Consider the following 25,530-nt stretch of genomic DNA (forward strand, 5'->3'; position numbering starts at 1 on the left):
TCATGTCGCGGGGGCGCCCTCGACCGCATCCCGCACGGGCGCCAGGGGGAAACAGGCGGCGAAAATCGCGCCCTGGCCCAGGGCGCTGTCCACGCTCAGGCCGCCCCGGTGGCGGATGATGATGTGGCGCACGATGGCCAGACCCAAGCCCGTGCCCTGGCGCTCGCCGCTCTTCTGGCCCTCGACGCGATAGAATCGCTCGGTCAGGCGCGGCAGGTGCTCGCGCGCCATGCCGGGGCCATGGTCGCGCACGGTGATCACGGCGTACTTCTGGCCCGCTTCGCGGTCGGGCGTCGCCAGCGACAGACGCGTGCCCTCCGGCATCCGCGCGACCATGGCCTCGTCCAGGGTGCGGTCGCGATCGATCGACAGCTCTACGACGCCGCCGTGACTGGAATATTTCAGGGCGTTGTCGATCAGGTTCTGGATGACCTGAACAATCTCGTCGCGGTCGCCCGAGACCGTGGCGCCGCCCTGCCCCAGGTCCGCCTTGATGGTCACGCCGCGCTCGCGCGAGATCACGCTGACAGCGTCCACCACGTCCGAGGCTGCGCGCGCCAGGTCGACCCGGCCCAGCGGCGCGATGTGCTCGTTCAGCTCGATCCGGCTCAGCGACAGCAGGTCGGCGACCAGCCGCCCCATGCGGTCGGCCTGGATCGCCATGATGTCGAGGAACTTGTCGCGCGCCTTGGGGTCGTCCTTGGCGTGCCCCTTCAGCGTCTCGATGAAACCTGACAGCGAGGCCAGGGGCGTGCGCAGCTCGTGGCTGGCGTTGGCCAGGAAGTCGACGCGCATCATCTCCATGCGTCGGGTGTCGGTCTCGTCGCGCAGCGCCAGCAGAGCCAAGGCCCCGGCGCCCCACAGATGAGCGTCACGCTCGGGCAGCGGTCGCACGAAAGCCCGCCAATGCCGTTCCTGGGCGCCGCCGCCGACATAGTCGACCGTACTGCTGAAATTCCCGAACAGGGCCTCGTCCACCGCTTCCAGCACCTTGGGATCGCGGATCACCGAGACCAGCAGCCCCGCCCCCGTGCCGTTCAGTCGAAACAGGTCGCGCGCGGCGGCGTTGGCCAGGGCGATGCGGCGACCGGCGATGTCGTCCGCCTCGCCCCCGCTGATGATCAGGATCGGATCGTCCAGCGCCTCGAACACATCCCCCAGCAGGGCGCCGTCGGGCGCCAGATCGACCGGCCCGCTGCGATCCAGTTCGCTGATGCTGACGAGGGCCGGGGGGCGACGATTCACCAGCCAGGTCGCCAGGGCCACGGCCACGGCGCCCGCCGCCAGCCAGCCGGCCAGTTCCGGCTTCATCACCGCGAGCGCCGCCATGACCAGAATGGCCACGCCGCCGCTGGCCCCGGCGGTCCAGAGCCTGGACGAGGCGGTCGGCGCGACCGGCGAAGGCGAATGCTCATACGGCATGGAGATCGACGTTATCTCATTATTCAGCGACTGAGCCTAAAATGGCCGCGTCTCGAAGGGGGACCGCAAGGCGGAAGATTTCGCGCATAGCGTAGTTTGTTCACCGATTTGCGGCAGTCTTTTCGGCAGGTTGGAGGGGCTTGTGACGTGAATACGATCCTGAACTGCCTGGTTCAGCAACATGACTGGCGAATCGTGCCGTTCGCCCTGCTCGTCTCCATATTCAGCCTGCTGATCGCCCTGTCCCTGTTCGACCGCGCCCGTAATGTCGCGCGGCGCTCGCGCCGGGTCTATCTGATCGCCGTTCCTCTGGTGGCCGGGCTCGGCGTCTGGAGCACCCACTTCATCGCCATGAAGGCCTATGATATCGGCGTGCCGGTGCGCTATGCCGTCGGCGAAACCGCCGCCTCCCTGGCCATCGTCGTCGTCGCCTTCTATGTCGCCATGCACCTGGCCCTGGCGGATGTCGGTCGCCTGGGCCGCCTGGTCGCCGCCCTGACCTGCGGCCTTGGCGTCGCGGCGATGCACTTCCTCGGCATGTCGGGACTGCGCCTGTCCGGCGCCGTCCTGTCGTGGAACGCCCCCCTTGTCGTGACAGCGGTCATCGGCGGGATGCTGCTGGTCAGCGCCATCGCCCTGCTGCCCTGGCGGGTCGGCGCCAAGCGGGTGATCGTCGCCACCATTCTGGCGGCGCTGGGCGTCTGCTGGCTGCATTTCGTGGCCATGAGCGCCGTGGTCGTCACCCCTACGCCCGGCGTGCTTCTGCCCGTCGCCGCCGCCGCCGAGACGACCCTGACCCTGTGGATCGGGGCCAGCGTCGGTCTGCTGTCCATCATCGCCGCCTTCCTGACCGGCATGGTCTGGTGGTCGCGACACAGCGCCCTGGGCCAACTGCGCGAGGCCATCGAGGCCATGCCCGACGGCCTCGGCTTCTATGACGCCGACGACCGGCTGGCGATCTGGAACCAGCGCTACGCCGAGGTGAACCCTGAAATCGCCGCCGCGCTCAAGGTCGGCGTCACCTTCCGCGAAATCCTCGACGCGGGCCTGAGGGCCGGCATATACCCTTGCGCTGTGGGTCGCGAGCAGGCCTGGATCGCCGAGCGAATGGCCAATCGCCGCCGTCCCCAGGGCGCCATGGAGCAGAACGTCGGCGACCGCTGGCTGCGGGTTCAGGACCGCCGCACCGCTGAAAAAGGCACCGTCACCGTCTGCTCCGACATCACCGACCTGAAACGCGACGCCCAGGCCTTGGCCGAAGCCAAAGACGCCGCCGACACCGCCAACCGCGCCAAGAGCCAGTTCCTGGCCAATATGAGCCACGAAATCCGCACGCCGCTGAACGGCGTCATCGGCGTGGCTCAGGCCCTGGCCCGCACCGATCTGGACGAGAACCAGCGCGAAATGCTGGACCTGATCCACTCCTCCAGTCGCACGCTGCAGACCCTGCTCAGCGACATCCTCGATCTGGCTCGCGTCGAGTCGGGCCGGCTGGAGTTGAGCGATCAGCCCTATGACCTGGCCCGCGCGGTCGAGGAAGCCGCGCAACTCTACGCCGCCGCCGCGCGCGACAAGGGGCTGCAGTTCTTTGTCGAGGTCGCGCCGGAGGCCCGGACATGGATTTACGGCGACGCCGTGCGCCTGAAGCAGATCCTGACCAATCTCGTCTCCAACGCCGTCAAGTTCACCGCCTCGGGCTTTGTCAGCCTGACGGTCGACGCCGGGCCGCAGGGCCTGCGCTTCGTGGTTCAGGACACCGGCATCGGCTTTGACGCCGAGACCCGCGACCGGCTGTTCAGCCGCTTCGAACAGGCCGACGGCGACATCACGCGGCGCTTTGGCGGCTCGGGTCTGGGCCTCGCGATCAGCCGCGAACTGGCGGCCATGATGGGCGGCGGTCTGGGCTGCGAGAGCGAGCCGGGCGGCGGCGCCGCCTTCATCCTGACCCTGCCCCTGCGCCCGGCCGAAAAGCCCGCTGCGCCGACGCCGACGGTCGTCACGTCGGAAGACTCACTCTTTGTCGAGAACGCCCGTCGCCTGCGTATCCTGGTCGCCGACGACCATCCCACCAACCGCCGCGTGGTCGAACTGATCTTGGACCAGGAAGCCGTCGATCTGGTCTCGGTCGACGACGGGGCTCAGGCGGTCGAGGCCTGTCGCGCCGCGCCCTTTGATCTGGTGCTGATGGACATGCAGATGCCGGTCATGGACGGGCTGACCGCGACCCGCGAGATTCGTCTGCACGAGGTGGCCATGGGGGCGCCGCGCACGCCGGTCGTCATGCTGACCGCCAACGCCCTGCCCGAGCATATCGCGGCGGGGCTGGACGCCGGGGCCGACCGCCATCTGGCCAAGCCGTTCAGCGTCGAGGCCCTCCTGGCCATGGTGCAGGAGCTGACCACGGACGCGCCTCAGGCCGCTGTTCAAGCGGCCTGAGGGTCTTCGTCTTCTATTCGTAGCCGTGGGCGGCTTCGTTGATCACCTGTGACGGCATCGTCGAGAAGTCGATGCTGACGGGCTTCACCGCCTTGGCCTGAAACGTCTTGATGACGTGGTCCAGGCGCTTGCGGACCTCCTTCGTCGCCTCGGCGTCCGGGTCGAGACCCAGCGGCGCCAGGCAGAATTCGATGATCGCGTGGGGTCGGTTCAGAGGTTCCATAGGCTCATTCCTTTCCTAAGCGGCGTGGAACTGGGCGGTTTCGGTGGAGTCTTTCAGGGCCGTGGTCGAGGACTGGCCGTTCGAGATCACCGTGGCGACCTGATCGAAATAGCCGGTGCCGACTTCGCGCTGGTGGCGGGTGGCGGTGTAGCCGGCCGCCTCGTTCGAGAACTCGCGCTGCTGCAGCTCGGAATAGGCCGCCATGCCGCGATCGCGGTAGCCGTCGGCCAGCTCGAACATCGAATTGTTCAGGCTGTGGAAGCCGGCCAAGGTCACGAACTGGAACTTGTAGCCCATGGCCCCCAGCTCGCGCTGGAACTTGGCGATGGTGGCGTCGTCCAGCTTGGCCTTCCAGTTGAAGGAGGGCGAGCAGTTATAGGCCATCAGCTTGCCCGGATGCTCCTTCTGGATCGCCTCGGCGAACTTCTTGGCGTCGTCCAGATCGGGGTGCGAGGTTTCCCACCACAGCAGGTCGGCAATATTGGCGTAAGACAGGCCGCGCGCGATGCAGTGGTCCAGGCCGGTGCCTTCCTTCAGGCGGAAGAAGCCCTCGGGGGTGCGGTTTTCGCGGTCGATGAAGGGCTGGTCGCGCTCGTCGATGTCCGAGGTGATCAGTTGGGCGCTCTCGGCGTCGGTGCGGGCGACGGTGATGGTCGGCGTGCCCATGACGTCGGCGGCCAGACGGGCGGCGACCAGATTGCGGATATGGGCCTGGGTCGGGATCAGGACCTTGCCGCCCAGGTGGCCGCACTTCTTCTCCGACGCCAGTTGGTCCTCGAAGTGAACGCCCGCGGCGCCCGCCTCGATGAAGGCCTTCATGATCTCGAAGCTGTTCAGCGGCCCGCCGAAGCCAGCCTCGGCGTCGGCGACGATGGGGGCGAACCACTCACGCTTGGCGCCGCCCTCGGCGTGCTCGATCTGGTCGGCGCGTTGCAGGGTGCGGTTGATGCGGCGGCACAGCTCTGGTGCAGCATTGGCCGGATAAAGCGACTGGTCGGGATACATGGCCCCGGCGGTGTTGGCGTCGGCGGCGACCTGCCAGCCCGACAGATAGATGGCCTTCAGACCGGCGCGAACCATCTGCATCGCCTGATTGCCGGTGACGGCGCCCAGGGCGTTGATGAAGGGCTCGGTGTGCAGCAGCTCCCACAGACGGTTGGCGCCGCGCTCGGCCAGGGTATGGGTGATCGGCACCGAGCCGCGCAGGCGCAGGACGTCCTCCGGCGTATAGGGGCGTTCGATGCCGTCGAAACGGCCGGCGGGCGAAGGAACCAGATCGGCGAAGGTCGTCATGTTCGTCTCGGCTTTGAAAGGCGCGGCCGCAGCCGCCGTCACCAGACCCAAACACGCCGCCGTCATGATTGACACAGCCAGAGACCTACCATTCAAGTCAAACAGTCACATCATGACACTTGCCAATTAGTCATATCGTGACATCATCGCGTCATGAACGCCGCCGCTGATCGCAAACTCTTCCTCGGCGGCCGCCTGAAAAGGCTGAGACGCGACCTCGGCCTGTCGCAGACGGCGATGGCGGGCGACCTGGGCGTCTCCCCCTCCTATCTGAACCATATCGAGCGCAATCAGCGCCCCGTCTCGGCCCAGCTGCTGCTGCGTCTGGCCGAAACCTATGACGTGGACTTGCGAAACCTCGGCCAATCCGGCGGCCCGGCGTCCGAGGCCGAACTGGCCGAGGCCTTCGCCGACCCCCTGTTCCAGGGTCTGGCCGTGCCGCGCCACGAGATCGTGCAACTGGCCGAGGATCAGCCCGCCGCCGCCGACGCCATCCTGCGCCTCTACCGCGCCTTTTCCGACCGCCGCGTGCGCGATCGAGCCGAGGCCGAGGTCGCCGGCGCCGCCTCTCCCGCCGACAGTCCCTCCGAATGGGTGCGCGAATACATCCAGGCCCGGCACAACCATGTCCCCGAACTGGATGCCCTGGGCGAGGCCCTGCACGAGGCTTTGAGGGCTGAGGCGTCTTCGCCCGACGAAAGCTTCGAGGCCCTGGCCCGCGCCCGGCTGTTCGCCCGTCACGGCCTGACGGTCCGCACCCTGCCCGCCGAGGTCATGGTCGAATGGACCCGCCGCTTCGACCCGCACCGGGGACGACTGCTGCTGTCCGACACTCTGGGCCCGTCTTCGCGCGCCTTCGCCGTCGCCTGCCAGCTGGCGCTGATGGAGCATGGCGCCGAGCTTCAGGCTCTGACCGAGGCGGCCAGCGCCCCCGATGACCCGACCCGCAACCTTCTGAAGACCTCGCTGACCAACAGCCTGGCCGCCGCCATCCTCATGCCCTACGCCGCCTTCCAGCGCACGGCGGAAGAGACCGGCTATGATCTGGCCCGGCTTCAGGCCCGCTTCGGCGTCGGGTTCGAGCAGGCGGCGCACCGGCTGACGACGCTGTCACGCCCGACGGCGCGCGGCGTGCCCTTCTTCCTGATGCGGGTCGATCAGGCGGGCAATGTGTCGAAACGCTATGCCTCGGGCGCCTTTCCCTTTTCGCGCTTCGGCGGGTCCTGCCCGCGCTGGCGGCTGCATTCCGCCTTCCGCACGCCGGGCCGGATCGTCACCCAGATCATCGAGACGCCAAGCCAGGACGGAAAAGAGGGATCGCGCTGGTTCACCCTGGCCCGCACCGTCGACCGCCAGGGCCAGGACGCCTTCACCGAAGGACAGGACCTGGCCATCGGCCTGGGCTGCGAGCTGAAGCACGCCCACCGCCTGATCTATGCGCGCGGCCTGGACCTGCAAAAGCCCGAGGTCACGCCCATCGGCCCGGCCTGCCGTCTATGCGAACGCCACCCCTGCGCCGAACGCGCCGCCCCGCCGGTCGGGCGGGCGCTGACGGTGGACGACTGGTCGAAGTCGGTCAGTCCCTATCCGTTTGCCTGACCAATCTCTTTCCTCCCCATTTCATGGGGAGGGGGACCGCGTAGCGGTGGAGGGGGCGGCGCAAACGGCTCCCGTCGAGTCCCCCCCTCCGTCACGTCGCCTTCGGCTCCGCGCCACCTCCCCATAAAATGGGGAGGAATGCTCGTTCAGTGCGCCAGCAGCAGGGCCACCGGGCTTTCCGTAATCAGTGTCTGCGTCACCCCGCCGAAGATCCACTGACGCATCCGGGCGTGACCCCAGGCGCCGCCGACGATGGCGCCGGCCTTCATCTCGGCGGCGCAATCCAGCAGGCGACGGCCCGCCGAGCGATCATCATGGGCGCGGGCCTCGGCCTCGGCCTTGACGCCATGACGCGTCAGCCAGGCGACGACGTCGGCGGTGCGCAGACGCGCGCCGTCCATGTCCTCGGGATCGCAGAGCTCCAGCACCCGCACGCTTTCGGCCTCGCGCAGCATGGGGATGGCGGCGACGGCGGCCAGACGGCTTTCGCGACTGTCGGTCCAGGCCAGCAAGACCGGAGCCCCGACCACCGACCGCGCCGGATTCGGCGGCACGATCAGGATCGAGCGCCCCGCCCGCATGGCCAGATCAGCCGGATGCGGCGCCCGCCAGCCGCTGGCGTTGGCCGCGTCGCGCCCGACGATCAGCACGTCGGCGGCGCGGGCGTGCTTGATCAACAGGCTGGTCGGATCGCCCACGTCGGCGCGCCATTCGCACGACACGCCCGCGCGGGTCGCGATCTCCCGAAAGCGATCCTCTGCGCCCTTCAGCGCCTTCTCTGCGCGTTCGTGCTGCTCGATCAGCACCTCGCCGAGCAGGATGCCCGCCCCATAGGCGTCGGCCACCGGCGTCTCGGGCGCACAGGCCGACACCCCGATCAGATGCGCCCCGTGCGCCTTGGCCAGGGCGGCCGCCTGCTCAATCCGTTGGATGTTGTCGGCTTCATCATCGACATAGACGATCAGGCTGGACCAGGTCATCGCGACTTCCTCTCGTTCCAGAACGATAGAACGCCTGAGCGGAACTTCGGTCCTTGATCCCGATCAAATAACAGCGATCAAGTCAGGATGACCTTGCCGTTCTCGACCCGGTGCGGAACCCCGGTCCTGCGGAACAGGCTGGCGATTTCGGCGGCGGGATCGGCCGCGCCCTGATCCAGCATACGCTCGATGCTCTCCGCCAGAGACGGATCGCCCGAGACGCGGGTCAGCGCGTCCAGCCATTCAACACGGCTCAAGACCCCGTCTTCCCGGTTGGCCGCCAGCACCGGGCGCAGGAAGTCGAACCAGTCGCCTCCGTCGCGCCGCTTCTGCGCCCCTTCCGCCGCCATGGCGAAGACAGCCCCGCAGGCGTAGTAGGCTCGGTGCTCGCCCCGGTCGCCCGCCTCAGCCAAAGGTTTGCGACTCAGGTCGATGCAGTCGTTCACCTCGGTCTGCAGTTCCGCACGGTCGTCATATGCTGGGTCCAAGGCCTTCAGCGCCCTCACCGCCATCAGGTCGGCCCCGCCCTCGGTGATCCAGGCGTCGCGCGCGAATTCATAGCGAACCGCCTGCCCCAGCCAGAAGTGCGCGCTTTCGTGGCCGATGAACCAGCGCGAACGCTCCAGCACCTGCTGAGTGGGATTCAACACGCCGACGCCCTCGAAATTCATGACGATCAGGCCCGGCAGGACGCTGCCGCCCATGCTGGACAGGCGCTCGGTCGGGCCATTCCAGCTGACCATGACGGTCGAGGTCTCGCTGCCGACGCCGGGCGCCCCAAGGCGGCGCAGGTAGTAGTCCCCGACATGGGGGGCGAAGCTGCGGATTTCCTCACCGATCCAGGGCGGCAGGTTGGGGTCTATGACCGTGGTCAGACCCTCGCCGGGCGTCACCCGCGCCTGGCCCAGCAGGACGTAGGAGCGCTCCCCCGTCGTGGTCAGATTGGTCTGCCGCTTGCCGTTGAACAGCACCGGCCCGGCCGTGTCGCGCCAAGTGACGGTAGAGGCCCCGCCTTCCAGATCAATGCCGTTCAGTTCGGCGGGCATGGCCTCGGCCGCCTCGACCGATGACAGGGCGAAGACGTCGAACTGGCGGATCGGCAAGGCCACCGCACCATCTGAGAAGGTCAGCGTGCCGTATTCCGCCTCCAGATAGACCGCCTTGGGCTTGATCGAAAAGCGGACGTGTCGGGGCACAGGGCCGCCGTCCAGACTGCGGATCACGTCATAGTGGCCGCGCCGCTCCATGACGACGCCGCGCGTCTCGACCGTCCACTGGGTCGGACGCCACGGCTGACGCACGTCGGTCATCAGGGCCGAATCCATGAAGGCCCAGACCTGTGCGTTGCGATTGAAGACATAGTCCGCGGTCCAGCGGTCGCCGTCGCGCACGACCTCGACCACCGGCGCGGCCCGCGCGTCCCAGGTGCCCGGCGGCAGGGGCGCGGCGGCGCAGGCGCCCAGCAAGGCCGTAGCCAGGACAGTCGAGGCGGCGAGGGCTTTCAGACGCAAGGCGGAAACTCCGAACGGTTCAGCTTGAGCATAGGCGACGCGGCGTCCGCGTCAGCTTACGGTTTGCTCACGATTGCGCCCGTGAAAGGGCGCGGCCCGCCGCCGCCAGTTCGCCGGCCATCACCGCCTTCAGCCGCTGCGGCGCCTCGATCGTCACCTGCTCGCCCCAGCTGAACAGGTGCCAGGCCAGTTCACGCATGCCCGAGGCGCGGAACCTCACCACCACCGATCCGTCCGGCTGATCCTCCAGCGTCTGCGTCGGGTGCCAGCGCCAGCCGCGCGCCTCGGTCGCGCCCTGGGGCGTGACGCGCAGGACCACGTCTTCAATCTCGTCCTGATAGATGCCGAAGGACTGGCTGGCGAAGGCGGCCAGGTCAAAATCAGCCGGCGGCGTCGCCACCCCGTCGCCGGCTTCGACCGAGGTCATGCGATCAAGGCGAAAGGTCTGAATGCGTCCGCTCTCGCGATCCGCCGCCACCAGATAGTTGGCCCGGCCGAACATGACGCCGCACGGCGCGACGCTGCGGCTGCGGGCCTCGGCCCCCGGTCGCGAATAGATGAAGCTCAGGGGCCGGCCCGCCAGCACCGCCCCGCGAATCTCGGCCAGTACGGATTCGTCCGCCGAGGGACGCGGCCCGGCCTGGACGGCGATGGTCTCGGCCCGCACGAGGGCCTCCAGATCGGGGGCCAGCCGGTTCAAGGTGGTCGAGCGCATCGCCGCCTTCACCTTGCGCTCCAGACCCTCCAGCGCCGCCGCCCGCCCCGCCTCGCCCGCGCCGCGCAGACCCGCCGCCGCCTTGGTCAGCTCCAGCATCTCGGTCGCGGTCGGCGCCTGCTCGAACGCCGACAGGCCGCCGCGAATGCGCCAGCGCTTGGTCGGCGGGTCCGACACCTCCTCGACCTGCGGGAACAGCATCAGTACCGCGTCACGCATACGCTCCGCCGTGCGCCGACCGACACGCAGCTGCCCCGCCATCTCGTTCAGCGTCAGCCCCTCGGCGCTGGCCGCCATGCCGCGCGCCAGATCGATGACCATCGCCGCCTTGTCGTGCCGCAAGAAACTTCTCCACAAGCCTACGTCCGAAACTGGCGTAATGCTGTCGCATCCTCTCAACATCAGCAAGAGGCAATCGCTTCAGGAGATCACCACATGGCCTTCGCTCGCACCCCGACGGTTCAAAAGCCCGCCCGCAAGACCTTCGCCGACCGCTACATGATCGTGCCGTGCGAAGCCGAAGGCGCCTCGGACCTCGCAGTGATCTGGGACCGTCAGGAAGAACAGGTCGTGGACGTCATCTCGGCCTCGGCCAGCAGCCGCTACTCGGACGAGGACGCCCTGTGGGACGAGTTCCACGCTGCGCCTATCGCCGCCCATTCCGATTGGCGCCTGGCGGCCTGAGGGAACTCGCGGAGCCTAACAGCGTTCGGCCAGACGCGGGCTTTAAGGTCACGCCAGACGGGGAGTTGTTGATGACGTCGTCCCACACCGCCGCGCCTTCGCTCGAAGGGATCGTGAAATCGGCCCTTCATCGGTCATGGTGGCTGTTGCTGCTGCGCGGGATCATCGCCATCGCCTTCGGCGTCGCGACCTTCGTCTGGCCGCAGATCAGCCTGCTGAGCCTGATCCTTGTCTACGGAATCTACGCCATGGCGGACGGAATTCTGGCTCTGGTCGCCGCGATCCGAGGCGGCGGGATCGCGCCGCGCTGGTGGCTGGCCCTGTCGGGCGTGGTCAGCCTCCTGGCCGGCGGCCTGGCCTTCGCCTGGCCTGGTCTGACCGCCCTGGTGCTGATCTATCTGATCGGTTTCTGGTCGATCATGCGCGGCATTATCGAGATCATCGGCGCCATTCGCCTGCGCAAGGAAATCGAGAACGAATGGACGCTGATCGCGGCGGGCGCCCTGTCGGTGATCTTCGGCCTGATCCTGGTCTTTGCGCCAGGCAGCGGGGCCCTGGGCCTACTGTGGCTGATCGCGGCATGGGCCATCCTGTTCGGCGGCCTGCTGATCTTCCTCGCCTTCAGGGTCAGGAAGCTGGCGGCGGCCTGACGTTCGATCTGGCCGGGGAAACCCCGCCCATCAGGGATAGCGCCGCTTCGTCTCGGCCACCGACCATTGGCACAGCGCGCGCAAGGCCCCCAGGTCGATCCGGTCCAGACGCGTGATGTAAAGGCAGGACACGCTAGTCGTGTGCGGCCCCAGCCGCTCCAGCAGGTCCGCCTGAGCCTGAAAGCCGGGCATGATGTAGAGGGTCAGCGCCGCCTTGCGCGGCGAGAAGCCGATGACGGGCCAATCAGCAGGCTTTTTAGTCGTGTTGACGTAGGTGTAGCGGCCAAAGCCGACGATGGACGGCCCCCACAGAACCGGCGCCTCGCCCGTGATCTCGCGCATCAGGGCGCAAACGGCCAAGGCGTCCTCGCGCCGTTGCGCTGGTTCGACGGCGGCCAGAAAGTCCTCGACCGAGGCCTCGGTCGGCTGGGTCTTGAGGTCAGACACTCGGCGTCTCCACAGCATCCGCCGCCAGCCCCGGCGCCGTCGAACAACTGGCCAGGGTCCAGTCGCCCAGACTGCGCAACCTGCGCCACGCGCCCTGCGGCGCCGCCGCCTGCGGACAGTCAGGGCTCAGAACCCGCGGACGCAGCCCCTGATCGGTCACGATCTCCAGCGACAGCGGCGCGCCCATATAGAAGGCCCAGATCTCGGTCGTGTCGACGAACCGCCACTCGCCCTCCTCGCCCGCCGTCACCAGACGATAGTCGGTGGACGCTTCAGATCCGCAGCCCGCCATGCCGGAATCGCGCGCCATGGTGCGGAAATGCCCGCCCTCGGTATGCGGCGCCAGCGACAGGTTGGCGATGATCTCGTCCGCGCTGAACACGATCTCCCCCTCCTCCGTCATGGCCGCCCCGCTAGGTGTTTCAGGGCCTTGATGGCGCTGTTCGCGATTGGACTCAACGACCGGGCACGAAGGACGGCGCGGACCGCCACTCACCGTCCTCGAAGATGAAATCTCCCCCGCCCCTCCAGGGCGCTGCGGCGGGCCAGCCCGTCCAGCCATAGCCGACGACAGAATAGCGCACGCCGGGCTTCAGCGCCTGCGCCGGGACGTCAGCGACAAACCCGTCAGGCGCCTGCCCATAGACGACCTGCTTCAGCCTGCGGCAGTCGCGGCCATTCGCGCTTACGGTCCAGACAGGCCGCATCATGGCGTTGGTCGTCTCATGCACGGTCAGGCCGCCGAGGCAGGCCTTTTCGCGCTTCCCTGGGTCGACGCCGAAGGTCGCCGTCGGATGCTCAAGAGAACCGCTGATGGTCACAGGGATCATGGCCGAGCAGGCGGCCAAGCCGGCCATCGCCATCGCCATCGCCAGGGCTGCCCCAGGCCGCACGCCGCGTCAGCACCGGCCGTAGGGGACGTAGCCGACCTCGATCTCGTCGATGCGGACCTTCTCCAGTTCGCGCACAGCCATCTGGTCGAACTCGCTGCTGCAGTTGAACCCGGTGTCGATCATATAGTCCTCTCCCCTCGCCGCCTTGATGGCGTCGCGGATGCGGAAGGAGGCGTCGATGGTGGCGTCGCTGACCATCACGGCCGAGGCGCGGATGCCCGGCGAAACGCGCGGTCCGGCGCTTTCCAGATACACCCACGGATCGGCCGCATTCCCGCACATGGTCAGGCAGTCGGCCTTGAAGTCGGCATTGCCGCGCGCGGCGGCGAACTCGCCCATGGTCAGAGTGATCTTTTGCGGCAGATCATAGGTCTTCAGCGTCGCCAGGGCCTGCGTCGAACAAGCATGGGTCATCGGCACGGCGTAGCCGACGACTTCCCCGCTCTCAGCGCTGACCCGCACAGTGCAGCCGCCGATCTCATAGGTTCGTTCCCTGCCCTGAACCGTGCGGGCTGGTCCCAGCTTGGACTCCAGGTAAGCAATCTGGACGCCCATCATCTGATCGATCAACGGGGCGCCGCCCGCTGCGGAGGCCGGCGTGGCCACAGGCGCGCTCGCCTCCGCAGCGGGGCCTGGCGCCACGTCGGCTCTACCTGCCGCGTTGTCGCCCTGCCCGCAAGCGGCCAGTCCCGCGATGACGCAGAGGGCGGCGGCGGCCTTCAATCCTTGAAATGCGGTCATGATTTCTCCACGGCCCAGTTTAGCGTCGCAAGCCCATGTGCCGGCAGGCGATCAGTCGCTCGCGACGGCTAGAGCGCCTTCACGATCCCCTCGACCATCTTCTTGGCGTCTGCGAACAGCATCATGGTGTTGTCGCGGAAGAAGAGCTCGTTCTCGACGCCGGCGTATCCCGCCGCCATGCCGCGCTTGATGAAGAGGACGGTGCCCGCCTTCTCCACGTCCAGAACCGGCATGCCGTAGATGGGCGATTGCGGGTCGGTCTTGGCGGCGGGGTTGGTGACGTCGTTGGCGCCGATGACGAAGGCTACGTCGGCGGAGGAGAACTCGGAGTTGATGTCTTCCAACTCGAACACCTCGTCGTAGGGGACGTTGGCCTCGGCCAGCAGGACGTTCATGTGGCCTGGCATCCGGCCCGCGACGGGATGGATGGCGTACTTCACCTCGACGCCCTCTTCCTTCAGCTTGTCGGCCATTTCGCGAAGCGCGTGCTGGGCCTGGGCCACGGCCATGCCGTAGCCGGGGACGATGATGACCTTCGACGCATTCTTCATGATGAAGGCGGCGTCCTCGGCCGAGCCCTGCTTGACGGGGCGGGTCTCGACGGCGCCCGAGCCGCCAGCTGCTGCTGCATCCCCGCCGCCGAAGCCGCCGAGGATGACGCTGATAAAGCTGCGGTTCATGCCCTTGCACATGATATAGCTGAGGATGGCGCCGGACGAGCCGACCAGGGCGCCGGTGATGATCAGGGCGATGTTCTCCAGCGTGAAGCCCAAGGCCGCTGCAGCCCAGCCGGAGTAGGAGTTCAGCATCGACACCACGACGGGCATGTCGGCGCCGCCGATGGGGATGATCAGGGTCGCGCCGAGAACGAGCGCAATGGCAAAGACGCCCCAGAAGGCCCAGATGGCCGTGCCGCCGGTGCCGATCAGCACCCCGATCAGGAAGACCAGGGCCAGGGCCAGGCCGATGTTGATCAGGTGCCGCGCCGGCAGCAGGATCGGCGATCCGCTCATCCGGCCGTCCAGCTTGGCGAAGGCGATGACCGAGCCGGTGAAGGTAATGGCCCCGATGGCCACGCCCAGCGACAGCTCGACGATCGACAGGGTCTTGATGCCGCCCTCTGCGGTCATGATGCCGAAGGCGTCGGGCGCATAGACGGCCCCGACCGCCACCAGACAGGCGGCCAGACCCACCAGGGAGTGGAAGGCCGCGACCAGTTGCGGCATGGCCGTCATCGGCACGCGCTTGGCGATCAGCGCCCCCGCGCCCCCGCCGACCACGACGCCGCCGCCGATCAGGACCAAAGTCGCCATATCCAGCGCGCCCGAGGTTCCCAGCGTCAGCAGGGTCACGCCGACGGCCAGACCCATGCCGATCATGCCCAGGCTATTGCCCCGGCGGCTGGTCTCGGGACTGGACAAGCCCCTGAGCGAGAGGATGAACAGGACCCCCGCAGCCAGATAGGCCAGCGCGGCTAAAGATGCGTTCATCAGATCCCCTCCCCCAGGGTCATGTCAGTCGGTCATTTCAAGTCAGAAGACGTTGACGACGGCCGGCGTCGCCGCGTCGCGGGTGCCGGCCGAGGTGGCCGTGCCGTTCTTGACAACGGCGACGCCGACGCCGCCCTCGCCGCCCGTCTTGGTCACGCGGCAGCTGCCGTTGTCGCCCGGCAGGCGACCGGCCATGCGGCCCGTGCCGGTGTGGTTGATGCGGTTCATGTGGATGCCGCGCACGGTCACGGGCGCGAACTGGCACTGGAGCGCCCAGGTCGCGCCTTGCGGCGCGGCGACGGACCAGTGCAGGCCGCCGTAAGGGTTCTGGCCGACCTCTTCGGTCTTCTGGGCCGAGGCGGCGCCCGATGCGGCGACGGCGGCGGTCAGGACGGCGGCGAAAATCAGGGTGGTTTTCATCACGATTACTCTTAGCGTTTGGTCAGACCTTGGGTGCGGGACAGTCGCCACAGCGCGGCGGCGATGAACAGCGGCCCCAAGAATATCATGGCCCAGTCGAAGACGGTCATCTCGCGGTTCTGGATGACGATCCGCGTCAGCACGGCGGCGAAGACCAGCACCACGCCGCAGTCCTGAAACCGCAGCTTGCCGATGGGGTCCTTGACCCGCACCCAGCTCCAGATCCACAGGGCCACGCCCAGGCCGGTGACGGCCCAGGAGACATAGAAGGCGAACAGAACCGGCGAAAAGATCACGAGGCCTTGGGCCTTTCTTTCTTCTTGTACATGGCCAGCATCCGTCGCGTGACCATGAAGCCGCCGAAGATGTTGACGCTGGCGAGCGTCACCGCCGCCACGCCCGCACCCTTGGCGATCCAGGCGTTCGGGCCAGCGGCCTCGGGGCTAAGCGCGGCTGCGGCGATCAGGCCGCCAACGATGATGACGCTGGAAATGGCGTTGGTCACAGCCATCAGCGGCGTGTGCAGCGCAGGCGTCACGCTCCACACCACATAATAGCCGACGAAGATCGCCAGCACGAAGATGGCCAGGCGGAAGACGGTGGGATCGACGTGTTCCATGTTTAGATCACCTTTCCTATGCGGTTCGAGGCGAGATTTTGAATACGGGTCACGACCCCGTCCATGTCGGCCTCGACCTCACGGGTCGATACCCTCAGCGTAACGTAGCCTTGGCCTTCAAACCACGCATCGCGCTTCAGATCGCGTAGCGCCACGTCCGTCAGATTGTGCACGTCGCCATCGACCTCGACCACCAGTGAGGCACGATGGCATATGAAGTCGGCCACATACGGACCAACCGGACCTTGACGCCGAAAGCGCACGGGCAGTTCGCGCAGGCGCTCCCACAACTTCGCTTCCGTCCAGGTCGGCTCGGCGCGCAAACGACGCGCGCGCTTAACCGTCCGTGTCGGCGTCCTATTCCGCTCAAAGCCCTCCCCCTCGATGGGGGAGGGTTGGGTGGGGGTGAAGGCAGACGGTTTCAAGATGGGTGAAGGCGACGCCTCACCAGTCTCGCCGGCGACGTGCGCGTTCACACCCCCATCCCCAACCCTTCCCCCATCGAGGGGGAAGGGAGCATATTCGCTGATCATCCCTTCACGCCCTCATGCACGACGGCCCCGCCGTGGGTCACGACAGCGGCCTTGAGGATTTCGTCTTCCAGATCGAGCGTCACGACGCCGTCCTTCAACATCAGCCCGACGAAGGCGGTCAGGTTGCGCGCATAAAGGGCGCTGGCGTCCGCCGCGATCCGGCCCGGCAGGTTGGTGTAGCCGACGATGGAGACGCCGTTCGCCGTGGTCACGACCTCGCCCGCCTTGGCGCCGGCGACATTGCCGCCCGCCTCGACCGCCAGATCAATCAGGACCGAGCCGGGCTTCATCGACGCCACCTGCTCGGCGCTGACCAGCACCGGCGCCGCGCGACCGGGGATCAGGGCGGTGGTGATGACGATGTCCTGCTTCCTGATGTGTTCGCCGGTTAGAGCGGCCTGCTTGGCCTGGTACTCGGGGCTCATCGGCTTGGCGTAGCCGCCAGCGGTTTGCGCGTTCTTGAACTCTTCGTCCTCGACGGCCAGGAACTTAGCGCCCAGGCTCTCGACCTGTTCCTTGGTGGCCGGACGGACGTCGGTGGCGGTGACGACCGCGCCCAGACGCCGGGCCGTGGCGATGGCCTGCAAACCCGCGACGCCGACGCCCATGACGAAGACCTTGGCCGGGGCGACCGTGCCCGCCGCCGTCATCATCATCGGGAAGCCCTTGCCGAAGGCGTAGGCCGCCTCGATCACCGCGCGATAGCCGGCCAGATTGGCCTGGGACGACAGCACGTCCATGACCTGGGCGCGGGTGATGCGCGGTACGAATTCCATGGCGAAGGCGGTGACGCCGGCGCCCTTCAGCGCCTCGACCGTGTCCTTCTCGCGATAGGCGTCCAGCATGGCGATGACGATGGCGCCGGGCTTGAGCGCGCTGGTCTCCTGCGCCGTGGGGCCGCGCACCTTCAGCACGATGTCGGCGCCCTCCAGCACCGCGCGGGTGTCGGGCTTCACCGTGGCGCCGGCCTCGGCGTAGTCAGCGTCGGGAATGGACGAACCGACGCCCGTCCCGGCCTCGACCGAGACGGTCGCGCCCAGGGCGATCAGCTTCTTCACCGTTTCCGGCGTTACAGCGCAACGCGTTTCGCCTTCACGGCGCTCGCGGGTCACGGCGATGGCGACAGCCAAGCGAATCCCTCCCAAGTCCCCCAGAGCCCGAACGTTAGGACGAAGCCGAAGGGCGCGTCAAAGTCGAAATTGCTGCAACTGCGTGATTTCTTTGCGCCAGCACTGCCTCTTGACGCAAGGAGAGGCAAAATCGTGCCGCGGCCCGCGCCTAATTCCAAAAGAAAAGCCCGTCGAACGCGGGTCCGGCGGGCTTTTCAAATATCGCAGCGCCGCAAGCGCGGCGCGGTCGTCAGTGGGCGGGCTTGGAACGTAGGGCGAAGAAGCCGACCACACAGAGCGCCACAGCACTGATCGCGCCAGCCAGGAAGCCCGCGCCTACCGCGAACCAGACGGTCAGCAGCAGCAGGACCGCGGCCATGGCCAGCGAGCCCCACTTGGCCAGGAAGAGGAACAGATGCCAGGTCGAAACCTGTTCCGAGATTTCCATCGAGCCGTGCACATAGGCGTGTTCGGCGTGGTCTGCGTGCTGGTCGGCCATTCAGGTCTTCCGAAAAAGAGTCAAGATTTCGACGGCTCTTATAGCGACGCCCGCGTGGGGCTCAAGCCCACGCGGCGTCTTGCCTCGCTCAGTCTTGGGCCGACAGGGCCTCGAATTGATCGACTAGGCGTTCCAGGCGCCGGGTGCCGATGGTCCAGAAGGCCGGGTCGCGCGGGTTCAGGCCGAAGGGCTTCAGCGCCTCGACATAGGTATGAGCCCCGCCGCCCGACAGCAGGTCGCGATACAGCGGCGTGAAGGCCTCAGGGTCCTTGGCGCGCGTCTCCATCAGGGCCGCGACCAGCAGGTCGCCGAAGGCGTAGGCATAGACGTAGAAGGGCGAGTGGACGAAGTGGCTGACGTAGGCCCACCAGTTTTCATAGCCGGGGTTCAGCGTCACCGCCGGGCCGAGGCTGGCGCCCAACTTCTGCATCCAGATTTCGCCGATGCGTTCGACCGGGACCTCGCCCGCCGCGCGTTCGTGGTGGAAGCGGGTCTCGAAGCGGTGGAAGGCGATCTGGCGCACCACCGTGTTCAGGCCGTCCTCGATGCGACCGGCCAGAAGGGCGCGCTGGTCCTGGGGCGTCGCCTCGGCCAGCAGGCGGTCGAAGGTCAGGCCCTCGGCGAAGATGGAGGCGGTCTCGGCCAGGGTCAGCGGCGTGTCGGCCAGCAGCGAGCCTTGCGCCGCCGCCAGGGTCTGATGCACCCCGTGGCCCAGTTCGTGGGCCAGGGTCAGCAGGTCTCGCCGCTCGCCCATCCAGTTCAGGAAGACGTAGGGATGGCGGTCCGCCGTCACCGGGTGGGCGTAGGCGCCGGACTGCTTGCCGGGTCGCGCCCGTGCGTCGATCCACGGCCGGTCGAAGAACCAGGCCGCGCGCTCCGCGAAGTCACCGCCCAGATCATTGAAGCTGGCCAACACCACCTTGCGCGCCTGTTTCCAGTCATAGGTGCGCGGCGGCGTCGCCTCGATGGGGGCGTTGCGGTCCCAGTGGTTCAGCGTCGTCTTGCCCATGGCCTTGGCCTTGAGCGCGTAATAGCGGTGCGAGATGCGCGGATAGGCCTCGGCCACCGCCTCGGCCATGGCGTCCACGCTCTCGCCGTCGACTTCGTTGCCCAGGTGGCGGCTGTCGGCGGGGCGTTTGAAGCCGCGCCACTTGTCTTCCAGAGCCTTGTCGGCGGCGACGGTGTTCATGACCATGGCCATGGTCTGGGCCTTGTCGGCGAAGGCTTTCGACAGGCCCTCGGCGGCGGCCTTGCGTTTGGCGGCGTCGGCGTCGCTGAGGCGGTTGAGGGCCTCGGACAGGGTCAGGCTCTCGCCGTCGGCGTCAGCCCGCAGGGCGGCCAGGGTCTCGTCGAACAGGCGCGGCCACTGAGCCTGAATCGGGCCTCGCTCGGCGATGAAGGTCTCAAGCTCAGTGGACAGTTCATGCGGCTTCATCGCCCGCACCCGGCGCAGCCAGGGCGACCAGCGTGCGGCGGTCGGATGGGCGGAAAGCGCCGCGGCGATCTCGGCCTCCTCCAGCTGATTGATCTCCAGCGTCAGCCAGACGGTCGGCGTGGCGATGACCGTCATCTTCTCGCGGATATTGGCCTCGAAGCCCTGCGCCCCCGCATCGTCGCGCGCCGTCGACGCGGCGAGGAAGGCGTAGGCGCCCAAGCCCCCCATGACGTCCGCCGCCTGCTCGTACAGGGCGATGGTCTGATCCAGCGCCGCGCCCAGCGCCGTCGCGTCGCCGCGCTGGCCGACCAGTTGGCCCTGGAAGGCGTTCATCCGGTCCACCAAGGCCTTGGCGCGGTCGAGGTCGGCGCCGATGCGCGTATCCTCGCGCGAGGCGTAGAGGTCGGACAGGTCCCACAGCGGGGCGTCGGTCAGGTCGGGGGTCTTGATGGGGGCGTTCATGGTCAAGTTGTGGGGAAGCGGACGGACGGGCGCAAGCGGGCGCCTGCGGATAGAGATGCTCAAGCAGCCTAAAGAACGATCGCAAGCCAAGCGCCCTTCTCCCCTTGCGGGAGAAGGTGGCCCGTCAGGGCCGGATGAGGGGTTTCTGGCGGGCAGATGAAGGCCGGTCGGAGGCGAGCGTGGCGAGACCCCTCATCCGTCAGCCCCCGGATCAAGTCCGAGGGCTGCCACCTTCTCTCGCAAGGGGAGAAGGAAGGATGAGGTGGGCGCTTTCCCTTCTCGCCGTCCCGGTCCACCCTGTCCGCCAAGCGCAAGGGGCCATGCCATGACCGACCCGTACAACGATCAGACCGGACGCACCTCGCTGGGCGGGACGAAGGGGCTGGCGGTCGCGCGACTGGGGATAGGGCTGGTTCAGGGGCTGCTGCTCTACGCCCTGTATCGCAGCGGCGCCTCGCATGACGCCCTGACCTGGCCTGCGACCCATCCGCCCTTGTTCGGGGCGCTGATCCTGGCCGTCAGCTTTACGCCGGTCATGCTGCTGGCGGGGGTCGGGCGGCTGTCGGTCAAGGCGCTGGCGATCTGGGGGCTGATCGCCGCCGCCGTGCTGATGCTGCTGGGCTGGCACGACGTGGCGCAGCAGGCGACGGACGGACGCTTTTATCCGCCCTATCTGCGTTTCCCAGTCATCGCCTTCGCCGCCGCCGCATTGTTCATCGCCCATCACCTGATCGTTCCGGCGGTCGCGTCACGACGATGGATCGCCGACTTCGACGACTATTTCGACACGGCGTGGAAGGCGGGGGTGCAGTTGGCCCTGTCGCTGGGCTTCACCGGCGCCTTCTGGCTGCTGCTGTTCCTGGGCGCGGCCCTGTTCCGCATCATCGGTCTGCGGTTCCTTGAAGACCTGATCGGCGAGGAGTGGTTCTCCATCCCCGTCACCTGCCTGGTCTTCGCGGTCGCGGTGCAGTTGACCGACGTGCGCAGCGGTCTGATCCGGGGCGTGCGGACCGTGGCCCTGATGCTGCTGTCCTGGCTGCTGCTGGTCATCACGGTGCTGGTGGCGAGCTTCCTGCTGGCCCTGCCCTTCACCGGGCTAGACGGATTGTGGAAGACGGGCAGCGCCACGGCCCTGGTGCTGTCGGCGGCGGCGGCCCTGATCATCCTGATCAACACCGCCTATCAGGATGGGCGCGAGGACAATCTGCCGCCGGTCGTGTTGCGCGTCGCCGTGCGGGTCGCCTCCGTCCTGCTGACGCCGCTGATCCTGATCGCGATCTGGGGGCTGTCCTTGCGCATCGGCCAGCATGGCCTGACCCCGGACCGGATCATCGCCTCGGCCTGCGCCCTGGTCGGGGTCATCTATGCGGCGGGTTACGGCTGGGCGGCGCTGTCGCCCTTCTGGAAGAAGACGGCGTGGATGAAGCCGCTGGAGCGAACCAATGTCGCCGCCGCCGTCCTGACCGTCGGCGTCATCCTGGCCCTGTTCAGCCCCCTGCTGGACCCCGCCCGCCTGTCGGTCGGGGATCAGGTCGCCCGGCTGAAGCGGGGGGCCGTCAGCGCGGCCCTGTTCGACTACGGCTTCCTGCGCTTTGAGGCCGGCAAGCCGGGTCGCGCGGCCCTGGCCGATCTGGCCAAGTCGTCAAACGCCGAGATCGCGCGTCGGGCCAAACAGGCGCAGGCGACCGACAATCGCTATGACCTGAAGCAGAAGGACGACTCCCTTCCGCCCCGGACGCCGCGCGTCGGCGTCTGGCCCGAAGGCGCGACCTTGCCCGCTGGGTTCGTGACGCCGGTGCGGCGGGACGATCCTCGCTATGACTGTGAAGACGCCGTCGAATGTCTGGCGACCGCGCGCGACCTGAACGGCGACGGCAGGACCGAGGTGCTGCTGGCCGACCGCTTCCGCATCGCCCTGTTCGCGCAAGGGCCGGACGGGGTCTGGACGCATCAGGGCGACTATCGGGTCGTCTTCTGCGGATCGGGTTCAAACGACGTGCGCGAACTGCTGAAGAACCCACAAACGGCGCCGGTCGCCCCGGCCTGGCCCGACCTTTCCACCCCGCGCGGCGAGGCTCGTTTCACGCCCGAACAGGACTGCCCCGCCCCCGTCGCCGTTAACCCCTGACTCAGTTCTCCGAAACCCGATCTTCACCCCCTGCCTGTTATGGGTCAGCTGGAAACGAGCCGATCCCGAGCAACGAGGACGGTCGTGACGGTGATGTTTTAGGGTGTGTTTCACATGGCCAAGACCGTTCTGGTCGTCGACGATGATCCCACGCAGCGCCGCCTGATTCAGGCGGTGCTGGACCGCGAAGGCTACGCCGTCGTCCACGCCGAGAGCGGGGGTGAGGCTATCGACCGCCTGACCAAGGGCGGCGGCGCCGATGTGGTCCTGCTGGATCTCGTCATGCCGGGCCTGTCGGGTCTGGAGACGCTGGCGGAAATCCGCACGGCGGGCGTGGCTGTGCCGGTCATCGTCCTGACGGCCAACGGCGGCATCGAGACCGTGGTCAAGGCCATGCAGGCCGGGGCCCAGGACTTCTTCGTCAAGCCAGTGGGGCCGGAGCGCCTGCTGATCGGGGTGCGCAACGCCCTGCAGTTGACGCAGCTGTCGGCCGAGATCGGCCGCTTGAAAAAACACGTCTCGGGCCGGACCTCGTTTGACGACATCGTCGGCGACAGCCCGCCGATGCGGATGGTCAAGGCTCTGGGCGTACGCGCCGCCAAGTCCGGCATTCCGGTGCTGATCACCGGCGAAAGCGGCGTGGGTAAGGAAGTCATCGCCCGCGCCCTGCACGGCGCCTCGGACCGAGCCGGCAAGCCCTTCGTGGCCGTCAACTGCGGCGCCCTGCCCGCCAATCTGGTCGAATCCATCCTGTTCGGTCACGAGAAGGGCAGCTTCACCGGCGCCACCGACAAGCACCTGGGCAAGTTCATGGAGGCCAACGGCGGCACCCTGTTCCTGGACGAGATAGGCGAACTGCCGCTGGACATGCAGGTCAAGCTGCTGCGCGCCTTGCAAGAGGGCGAGATCGACCCCGTCGGATCGAAGCGCGCGGTCAAGGTCGACGTCCGCATCGTCTCGGCCACCAATCGCGACCCGGCCCAGCAAGTCAAGGAAGGCGCGTTCCGCGAGGACCTGTTTTATCGCCTGAACGTCTTCCCGATCGAGGCCCCGGCCCTGCGTGAACGGCGCGAGGACATCCCGGCCCTGGTCGAGCACTTCATCGCCCGCTTCAACGTCGAAGAAGGCAAGCGCGTCGCCGGCTGCGCCGTCGAGACCATGGCCTTGCTGCAGGCCTTCGACTGGCCCGGCAACGTGCGCCAGCTGGAAAACGCCATCTATCGCGCCCTGGTGCTGGCGGATTCGCCGCTGTTGCAGCCGCACGACTTCCCGGCCATCTCGGGGGTGGCCATGCCGCTGACCTCGGGCGGCGCCATCTCGCACGACCGCGCCGAGACGCCCGCCAGCGAAGCGACCGGCGAGGCCCAGCCTGACAGTCCTGTCCGCATCATCGACGCGCGCGGCCATCTGCGCACCCTGGAAGAGATCGAACGCGACCTGATCCAGCACGCCATCGAGGTCTATTCCGGCCACATGAGCGAGATCGCGCGGCGCCTCGGCATCGGCCGCTCGACCCTGTACCGCAAGGTCCGCGAACAGGGACTGGAAGAGCAGCTGAAGGAAGCGGGCTGAGGCTCCAAGGAACCTGATCGCCCAAGCTGAGCTTTACCTCTGACCCCCTTGGGCTGGACGGAGGACGCCATGGCGATAGAGAGCGCTTTTCGGCTGGACGGCGACGTCGCCATCGTGACCGGCGGGGCCGCCGGCATCGGTCGCGGCATCGCCGAGACCTTTGCTCGGGCCGGGGCGGCCGTGGTCGTCACTGACCTGAACAAGGACGGCGCCGATGCGGTGGCCGAGGGCATCGTGGCGGCGGGCGGCCGGGCCATCGGTCTGGAATGCAACGTCACCGACGAGGCCCAGCGACAGGCCGCGATCGACGCCGCGCTTCAGGCCTTTGGCAAGATCACCCTTCTGGCCAATAACGCCGGCGGCGGCGGGCCCAAGCCCTTCGACATGCCGATGCGCGATTTCGAATGGGCGTTCCAGCTCAACGTCTTCGCCATGTTCCGCTTCATGCAGATGGTCGCGCCCCACATGGAGCAGGCGGGCGGCGGGGCGATCCTGAACATTTCCTCGATGGCCGGCGAGAACAAGAACAGCCGCATGGCGTCCTATGGGTCGTCCAAGGCGGCGGTCAATCACCTGACGCGCAACGTCGCCTTCGACCTGGGGCCCAGGGGCGTCCGCGTCAACGCCATCGCGCCGGGGGCGATCAAGACCGACGCTCTGGCCAAGGTGCTGACGCCCCAGATCGAGGCCGCCATGCTGAAGCACACGCCGCTGGGGCGACTGGGCGAGACCCAGGACATCGCCAACGCCGCCCTCTTCCTGTGCTCGCCTGCCGCGTCCTGGGTCAGCGGCCAGGTCCTGACCGTCTCGGGCGGCGGGGTTCAGGAACTGGACTGACCCCTGCCCTTTCGACGTGCTAGGCTGTCGGCATGAGCGATCTTCACGACGACACCCCCGCCGCAGCCGCCGCCGAGGGTCCGGGCGAAACGCCCCTGCAACGCGCGCTTCGCCAAAAGAAGGAAGCGCTCGACGCCCGCCCGAAACCGCCGCGCGGCGGCCGCTTCCAGCGCGAACAGGCCGCCCGCATCAAGACCGGGGCGGCGCGCCCTTGGATGAGCAAGTAGAGGGATGAGCAAGTAGGGCGAGCGGCGAAGCGGACAGGGCGAATGTCGGCCCTGGGCGGAGGTCCTCTCAGCTATCGACTCGGCGCCGGAGATGTATGAGCGGATAAGGCCTTCCCTGACCATCCTGAGCAGATAGCCCGATACGTTCGAAGCCTAGATGTTCGTAAAAGCCGAGGGCCTTCGGGTTCTGCGCGTTCACATCGACCGTCAGGTCTGGATGCGCGGCAAGAGCCTCATGAACAAGGGCCTTGCCAATACCTCTGCCATGTTGATCCGGGTCCACAAAAAGCGCCTCCAGATGCCCTTCATGCAAGAACATGAAGCCGAGCGGCGTATCAGAACCATCAACGGCAAGACGCAGAGATACCTGCGGGAAAAAGCCTAGAAGCTCAGCCTCGATGGCGTCGCGGTCGTCTGCGGCAAGGAAGTCGTGGGTCGCGTCAACGGCCGCGCGCCAGATCTCCATGACGCGAGGCAGATCGGACGGGATGGAAGGGCGAAAATCCAACATGCCGTGTCTTTACCCGTACCCCTATTCGTCCGCCATGGGTCGAGGCTGTGTGAAAACGCCTCCAGCTCGAGCGAATTAGGTTAGCCTTCTGAGG

At 67.5% G+C, this 25,530-nt stretch carries 27 protein-coding genes; 8 read left to right on the forward strand and 19 right to left on the reverse strand.

The window, feature by feature from the left end; all coding sequences use genetic code 11:
* The gene (locus DXK21_RS11870) at window positions 1-1,422 is read right to left on the reverse strand and encodes a sensor histidine kinase (RefSeq protein ID WP_114817989.1); all 1,422 of its coding nucleotides are present in this window, start codon (window positions 1,420-1,422) and stop codon (window positions 1-3) included.
* A gap of 147 nt (window positions 1,423-1,569) precedes the next feature.
* Here DXK21_RS11870 and DXK21_RS11875 point away from each other — a divergent pair, with 147 nt between their 5' ends.
* Window positions 1,570-3,858: an ATP-binding protein gene (locus DXK21_RS11875; protein WP_114817990.1), complete on the forward strand. Its 2,289-nt coding sequence runs from the start codon at window positions 1,570-1,572 to the stop codon at window positions 3,856-3,858.
* Window positions 3,859-3,871: 13 nt separating this feature from the next.
* Here the strand turns inward: DXK21_RS11875 and DXK21_RS11880 are convergent, their stop codons facing one another.
* Window positions 3,872-4,081, reverse strand: a complete 210-nt coding sequence (locus DXK21_RS11880; protein WP_114817991.1) for a hypothetical protein — start codon at window positions 4,079-4,081, stop codon at window positions 3,872-3,874.
* Window positions 4,082-4,096: 15 nt separating this feature from the next.
* Complete coding sequence (gene aceA, locus DXK21_RS11885) at window positions 4,097-5,374, reverse strand: isocitrate lyase (protein WP_114818014.1); 1,278 nt, start codon at window positions 5,372-5,374, stop codon at window positions 4,097-4,099.
* 153 nt (window positions 5,375-5,527) lie between these two features.
* Between aceA and DXK21_RS11890 the strand changes: the two genes are divergently transcribed.
* Complete coding sequence (locus tag DXK21_RS11890) at window positions 5,528-6,973, forward strand: helix-turn-helix domain-containing protein (RefSeq protein WP_114817992.1); 1,446 nt, start codon at window positions 5,528-5,530, stop codon at window positions 6,971-6,973.
* A 146-nt stretch (window positions 6,974-7,119) separates the two neighbouring features.
* Here DXK21_RS11890 and DXK21_RS11895 read toward each other — a convergent pair whose 3' ends face one another.
* The 3 genes from DXK21_RS11895 to DXK21_RS11905 form a co-directional block, all read right to left on the reverse strand.
* Window positions 7,120-7,953 carry a universal stress protein gene (locus DXK21_RS11895; RefSeq protein WP_114817993.1) on the reverse strand — a complete coding sequence of 278 codons (834 nt, stop codon included), beginning with the start codon at window positions 7,951-7,953 and terminating at the stop codon, window positions 7,120-7,122.
* A gap of 77 nt (window positions 7,954-8,030) precedes the next feature.
* The gene (locus tag DXK21_RS11900; protein ID WP_114817994.1) at window positions 8,031-9,464 is read right to left on the reverse strand and encodes a hypothetical protein; all 1,434 of its coding nucleotides are present in this window, start codon (window positions 9,462-9,464) and stop codon (window positions 8,031-8,033) included.
* Between the two features lie 67 nt (window positions 9,465-9,531).
* Window positions 9,532-10,521: a helix-turn-helix transcriptional regulator gene (locus DXK21_RS11905; RefSeq protein WP_245945201.1), complete on the reverse strand. Its 990-nt coding sequence runs from the start codon at window positions 10,519-10,521 to the stop codon at window positions 9,532-9,534.
* A 93-nt stretch (window positions 10,522-10,614) separates the two neighbouring features.
* Between DXK21_RS11905 and DXK21_RS11910 the strand changes: the two genes are divergently transcribed.
* Together DXK21_RS11910 and DXK21_RS11915 are read left to right on the forward strand one after the other, a co-directional pair.
* Window positions 10,615-10,863, forward strand: a complete 249-nt coding sequence (locus tag DXK21_RS11910) for a hypothetical protein (protein WP_114817995.1) — start codon at window positions 10,615-10,617, stop codon at window positions 10,861-10,863.
* A 71-nt stretch (window positions 10,864-10,934) separates the two neighbouring features.
* Window positions 10,935-11,513, forward strand: coding sequence for an HdeD family acid-resistance protein (locus DXK21_RS11915; protein WP_114818016.1), 579 nt, complete (start codon window positions 10,935-10,937; stop codon window positions 11,511-11,513).
* A 30-nt stretch (window positions 11,514-11,543) separates the two neighbouring features.
* On the opposite strand, the gene DXK21_RS11920 is transcribed toward DXK21_RS11915, so the two are convergent.
* From DXK21_RS11920 to DXK21_RS11975, 12 genes are all read right to left on the reverse strand, one after another.
* On the reverse strand, window positions 11,544-11,960 hold the full coding sequence (locus tag DXK21_RS11920) for a DUF1801 domain-containing protein (RefSeq protein WP_114817996.1): 417 nt from the start codon (window positions 11,958-11,960) through the stop codon (window positions 11,544-11,546).
* Window positions 11,953-12,363, reverse strand: a complete 411-nt coding sequence (locus DXK21_RS11925; protein WP_114817997.1) for a cupin domain-containing protein — start codon at window positions 12,361-12,363, stop codon at window positions 11,953-11,955. The genes DXK21_RS11920 and DXK21_RS11925 overlap by 8 nt, the downstream gene beginning before the upstream one ends.
* Before the next feature lie 52 nt (window positions 12,364-12,415).
* Window positions 12,416-12,817 carry a hypothetical protein gene (locus tag DXK21_RS11930; protein ID WP_162790657.1) on the reverse strand — a complete coding sequence of 134 codons (402 nt, stop codon included), beginning with the start codon at window positions 12,815-12,817 and terminating at the stop codon, window positions 12,416-12,418.
* Window positions 12,818-12,859: 42 nt separating this feature from the next.
* The gene (locus DXK21_RS11935; RefSeq protein WP_114817999.1) at window positions 12,860-13,594 is read right to left on the reverse strand and encodes a hypothetical protein; all 735 of its coding nucleotides are present in this window, start codon (window positions 13,592-13,594) and stop codon (window positions 12,860-12,862) included.
* Window positions 13,595-13,662: 68 nt separating this feature from the next.
* Window positions 13,663-15,084 carry an NAD(P)(+) transhydrogenase (Re/Si-specific) subunit beta gene (locus DXK21_RS11940; RefSeq protein ID WP_114818000.1) on the reverse strand — a complete coding sequence of 474 codons (1,422 nt, stop codon included), beginning with the start codon at window positions 15,082-15,084 and terminating at the stop codon, window positions 13,663-13,665.
* A gap of 42 nt (window positions 15,085-15,126) precedes the next feature.
* Entirely contained in the window at window positions 15,127-15,504 is a 378-nt protein-coding gene (locus DXK21_RS11945) for a hypothetical protein (protein WP_114818001.1), read from the reverse strand.
* 11 nt (window positions 15,505-15,515) lie between these two features.
* Window positions 15,516-15,800 carry a hypothetical protein gene (locus DXK21_RS11950; protein WP_114818002.1) on the reverse strand — a complete coding sequence of 95 codons (285 nt, stop codon included), beginning with the start codon at window positions 15,798-15,800 and terminating at the stop codon, window positions 15,516-15,518.
* Window positions 15,797-16,123: an NAD(P) transhydrogenase subunit alpha part 2 gene (locus DXK21_RS11955; RefSeq protein ID WP_114818003.1), complete on the reverse strand. Its 327-nt coding sequence runs from the start codon at window positions 16,121-16,123 to the stop codon at window positions 15,797-15,799. The genes DXK21_RS11950 and DXK21_RS11955 overlap by 4 nt, the downstream gene beginning before the upstream one ends.
* A gap of 2 nt (window positions 16,124-16,125) precedes the next feature.
* Complete coding sequence (locus tag DXK21_RS11960; RefSeq protein WP_162790658.1) at window positions 16,126-16,599, reverse strand: endonuclease domain-containing protein; 474 nt, start codon at window positions 16,597-16,599, stop codon at window positions 16,126-16,128.
* A 53-nt stretch (window positions 16,600-16,652) separates the two neighbouring features.
* Entirely contained in the window at window positions 16,653-17,786 is a 1,134-nt protein-coding gene (locus DXK21_RS11965) for a Re/Si-specific NAD(P)(+) transhydrogenase subunit alpha (protein ID WP_114818005.1), read from the reverse strand.
* 229 nt (window positions 17,787-18,015) lie between these two features.
* Window positions 18,016-18,264: an aa3-type cytochrome c oxidase subunit IV gene (locus tag DXK21_RS11970; RefSeq protein ID WP_114818006.1), complete on the reverse strand. Its 249-nt coding sequence runs from the start codon at window positions 18,262-18,264 to the stop codon at window positions 18,016-18,018.
* Window positions 18,265-18,352: 88 nt separating this feature from the next.
* On the reverse strand, window positions 18,353-20,161 hold the full coding sequence (locus DXK21_RS11975) for a M3 family oligoendopeptidase (protein ID WP_114818007.1): 1,809 nt from the start codon (window positions 20,159-20,161) through the stop codon (window positions 18,353-18,355).
* A gap of 325 nt (window positions 20,162-20,486) precedes the next feature.
* Here DXK21_RS11975 and DXK21_RS11980 point away from each other — a divergent pair, with 325 nt between their 5' ends.
* The 4 genes from DXK21_RS11980 (at window position 20,487) to DXK21_RS11995 (ending at window position 24,925) form a co-directional block, all read left to right on the forward strand.
* Window positions 20,487-22,289 carry a DUF4153 domain-containing protein gene (locus DXK21_RS11980; protein ID WP_114818008.1) on the forward strand — a complete coding sequence of 601 codons (1,803 nt, stop codon included), beginning with the start codon at window positions 20,487-20,489 and terminating at the stop codon, window positions 22,287-22,289.
* Between the two features lie 114 nt (window positions 22,290-22,403).
* Window positions 22,404-23,861: a sigma-54-dependent transcriptional regulator gene (locus tag DXK21_RS11985; protein ID WP_114818009.1), complete on the forward strand. Its 1,458-nt coding sequence runs from the start codon at window positions 22,404-22,406 to the stop codon at window positions 23,859-23,861.
* Window positions 23,862-23,930: 69 nt separating this feature from the next.
* Window positions 23,931-24,698: a 7-alpha-hydroxysteroid dehydrogenase gene (gene hdhA, locus DXK21_RS11990; protein WP_114818017.1), complete on the forward strand. Its 768-nt coding sequence runs from the start codon at window positions 23,931-23,933 to the stop codon at window positions 24,696-24,698.
* Between the two features lie 32 nt (window positions 24,699-24,730).
* Complete coding sequence (locus DXK21_RS11995; protein ID WP_114818010.1) at window positions 24,731-24,925, forward strand: hypothetical protein; 195 nt, start codon at window positions 24,731-24,733, stop codon at window positions 24,923-24,925.
* Window positions 24,926-24,992: 67 nt separating this feature from the next.
* Here DXK21_RS11995 and DXK21_RS12000 read toward each other — a convergent pair whose 3' ends face one another.
* Window positions 24,993-25,436: an acetyltransferase gene (locus tag DXK21_RS12000; RefSeq protein WP_114818011.1), complete on the reverse strand. Its 444-nt coding sequence runs from the start codon at window positions 25,434-25,436 to the stop codon at window positions 24,993-24,995.
* Between the last annotated feature and the right edge of the window lie 94 nt (window positions 25,437-25,530).

Source organism: Brevundimonas bullata (assembly GCF_003350205.1).
GTDB classification, from domain to species: domain Bacteria; phylum Pseudomonadota; class Alphaproteobacteria; order Caulobacterales; family Caulobacteraceae; genus Brevundimonas; species Brevundimonas bullata.